The organism is Acidisoma sp. 7E03, assembly GCF_054665075.1.
Genome location: NZ_BAAFHE010000036.1, coordinates 2,501 through 5,825, shown reverse-complemented (window position 1 = coordinate 5,825; position 3,325 = coordinate 2,501). Strand labels below are relative to the sequence as shown.

Annotated in this window: 1 tRNA gene and 2 rRNA genes; all 3 read right to left on the bottom strand. The window is 56.5% G+C overall.

Features of this window, described 5'->3' with window-relative positions:
- Positions 1–3: 3 nt before the first annotated feature.
- Positions 4–80, bottom strand: a tRNA-Met gene (locus ACYQ6W_RS22390).
- A 93-nt stretch (positions 81–173) separates the two neighbouring features.
- Positions 174–288, bottom strand: a 5S ribosomal RNA gene (gene rrf, locus ACYQ6W_RS22385).
- Positions 289–396: 108 nt separating this feature from the next.
- A 23S ribosomal RNA gene (locus tag ACYQ6W_RS22380) occupies positions 397–3,138 on the bottom strand.
- Positions 3,139–3,325: the final 187 nt, after the last annotated feature.

The following is a 3,325-nucleotide window of genomic DNA, read 5'->3' as shown; positions in this document are numbered from 1 at the left end:
ATTTGGTTGCGGGGACAGGATTTGAACCTGTGACCTTCAGGTTATGAGCCTGACGAGCTACCGGGCTGCTCCACCCCGCGGGGGTGATGGTGTGAAGGGCGAGGGGTGCTGGGTTTGTGGTGTCCCGGCGTGGTCGCCTTGCGTGGAGATACGTGTAAAGGGTGGGTTGGAAGACCTGGCGGCGACCTACTCTCCCGCGCCTTAAGACGCAGTACCATGGGCGCTGGGGCATTTCACGGCCGAGTTCGGGATGGGATCGGGTGTAGGGTCCCCGCTATGGCCACCAGGTCGTCCAACCCACCCTTTGGGTGTGGTGAACGAGGGTTTGGATGAGAGAGATCGGTATGTGCTTTGGTGTTTTTGATTGGATGATTGCTGTGCGAGGTGGTGTGTAGTTTGTGTGAGCCTATCGGGTGATTAGGACCGGTCAGCTGAACGCATTGCTGCGCTTTCACACCCGGCCTATCGACGTGGTGGTCTACCACGACCCTCAGGGAGACCTGGTTTTGAGGTGGGTTTCCCGCTTAGATGCTTTCAGCGGTTATCCCGTCCAGACTTAGCTACCCGGCTGTGCCGCTGGCGCGACAACCGGTACACCAGAGGTCTGTTCATCCCGGTCCTCTCGTACTAGGGACAAATCCTCTCAAGTCTCCAACACCCACGGCAGATAGGGACCGAACTGTCTCACGACGTTCTAAACCCAGCTCACGTACCACTTTAATCGGCGAACAGCCGAACCCTTGGGACCTGCTCCAGCCCCAGGATGTGATGAGCCGACATCGAGGTGCCAAACCTCCCCGTCGATGTGGACTCTTGGGGGAGATCAGCCTGTTATCCCTAGAGTACCTTTTATCCGTTGAGCGATGGCCCTTCCACGCGGGACCACCGGATCACTATGGCCGACTTTCGTCTCTGATCGAGCTGTCGCTCTCACAGTCAGGCGGGCTTATGCCATTGCACTCAGCAGCCGATGTCCGACCGGCCTGAGCCCACCATCGCGCGCCTCCGTTACACTTTGGGAGGCGACCGCCCCAGTCAAACTGCCCACCATGCAGGGTCCCGGACCAGGATAACTGGTCTCGGTTAGATATCAGAAGCGCCCAGGGTGGTATTTCAAGGATGGCTCCACCGAAGCTAGCGCCCCGGCTTCAAAGCCTCCCACCTATCCTACACAGTGCTCCCCTGATACCACTGCAAAGCTGCAGTAAAGGTTCATAGGGTCTTTCCGTCTGACCGCGGGTACCCCGCATCTTCACGGGGAATTCAATTTCGCTGAGCCCATACCGGAGACAGTGGGGAAGTCGTTACGCCATTCGTGCAGGTCGGAACTTACCCGACAAGGAATTTCGCTACCTTAGGACCGTTATAGTTACGGCCGCCGTTTACCGGGGCTTCAATTCAGTGCTTGCACACCTCCTCTTAACCTTCCGGCACCGGGCAGGCGTCAGACCCTATACGTCATCTCTCGATTTCGCAGAGCCCTGTGTTTTTACTAAACAGTCGCTACCCCCTGCTCTGTGCCACCCGCCCATGGTTGCCCACAAACGGGTCTCGCTTATCCCGAAGTTACGCGAGCAATTTGCCTAGTTCCTTCGATATGGTTCTCTCAAGCGCCTTGGTATGCTCTACCAGTCCACCTGTGTCGGTTTCGGGTACGGTCTATACGCTGGAGCTATTTCCCGGAATGCTCAAAAAGCCAGGACAATCCAATAAGCCCTGACAACATCTCGCATTCGTCACTTCCAGCAGGCTCAGGAATATTCACCTGATTCCCATCGACTACGGCTTTCGCCCTCGCCTTAGGGGCCGGCTAACCCTGCGCGGATTAACCTTGCGCAGGAACCCTTGGACTTTCGGCGACAGTGTTTCTCGCACTGTTTGTCGCTACTCATGTCAGCATTCTCACTTCCGATACCTCCAGGAGGGGTCACCCCATCTCCCTTCGCAGGCTTACGGAACGCTCCGCTACCGCGCAGATAAATCTGCACCCGCAGCTTCGGTGTGTGGCTTGAGCCCCGTTACATTTTCGGCGCAGGATTTCTATTAGACCAGTGAGCTATTACGCTTTCTTTAAAGGATGGCTGCTTCTAAGCCAACCTCCTGGTTGTTTTGGAATTCCCACATCCTTTCCCACTTAGCCACAACTTGGGGACCTTAGCTGGCGGTCTGGGCTGTTTCCCTCTCGTCCACGGACCTTAGCACCCATGGACTGTCTGCCAGGCTATACTTCCGGGTATTCGGAGTTTGGTTAGGTTTGGTAAGCCTTTGGGGCCCCCTAGCCCATCCAGTGCTCTACCCCCCGGGGTAAACACCTGACGATCTACCTCAATAGATTTCGCGGAGAACCAGCTATTTCCGAGTTTGATTGGCCTTTCACCCCTAGCCACAGCTCATCCCCGACTTTTTCAACAGGCGTGGGTTCGGCCCTCCAGTGCGTGTTACCGCACCTTCAGCCTGGCCATGGCTAGATCACTCGGTTTCGGGTCTTCTACCTGCAACTCGTCGCCCTCTTCAGACTCGCTTTCGCTGCGCCTACACCTACCGGCTTAAGCTCGCTGCAAACAGAAACTCGCTGACCCATTATACAAAAGGTACGCCGTCACCGCAGATGCGGCTCCGACTGCTTGTAGGCGTCCGGTTTCAGGTCTCTTTCACTCCCCTCGTCGGGGTGCTTTTCACCTTTCCCTCACGGTACTTGTTCACTATCGGTCACCAGGGAGTATTTAGGCTTGGAGGGTGGTCCCCCCATCTTCAGACAGGATTTCACGTGTCCCGCCTTACTCAAGGATCAAAGTCAACTTCTTCGCATACGGGGCTATCACCCACTCTCGCCGGACTTTCCAGACCGTTCTGCTCAGTCAACCTCAACCACTGGCCTGTTCCGCTTTCGCTCGCCACTACTGACGGAATCTCTGTTGATGTCTTTTCCTCCAGGTACTGAGATGTTTCAGTTCCCCGGGTTCGCCTCCTGACCCTATGTATTCAGATCAGGATACCCATCGCTGGGTGGGTTTCCCCATTCGGATATCCACGGATCAACGCCTGCTCGCGGCTCCCCATGGCTTTTCGCAGCGTGCCACGTCCTTCATCGCCTCCTGGTGCCAAGGCATCCACCGAACGCCCTTCTCATGCTCACACCACGCGGATCATGACGCTCTAGTCGCCACAATCCCCACCTTGCACAGGAACCATCCAATCCAACCCAAAGAGGCCAGATCAAACCGCTCCGCTCCAGTGCCGCCCTTCCAGCCTGGATGCGAGAAACATCCAAACCGTCCGAGACGGACGCACCATCAGCACATCCATTCTCTCTCACGCTCCTGTG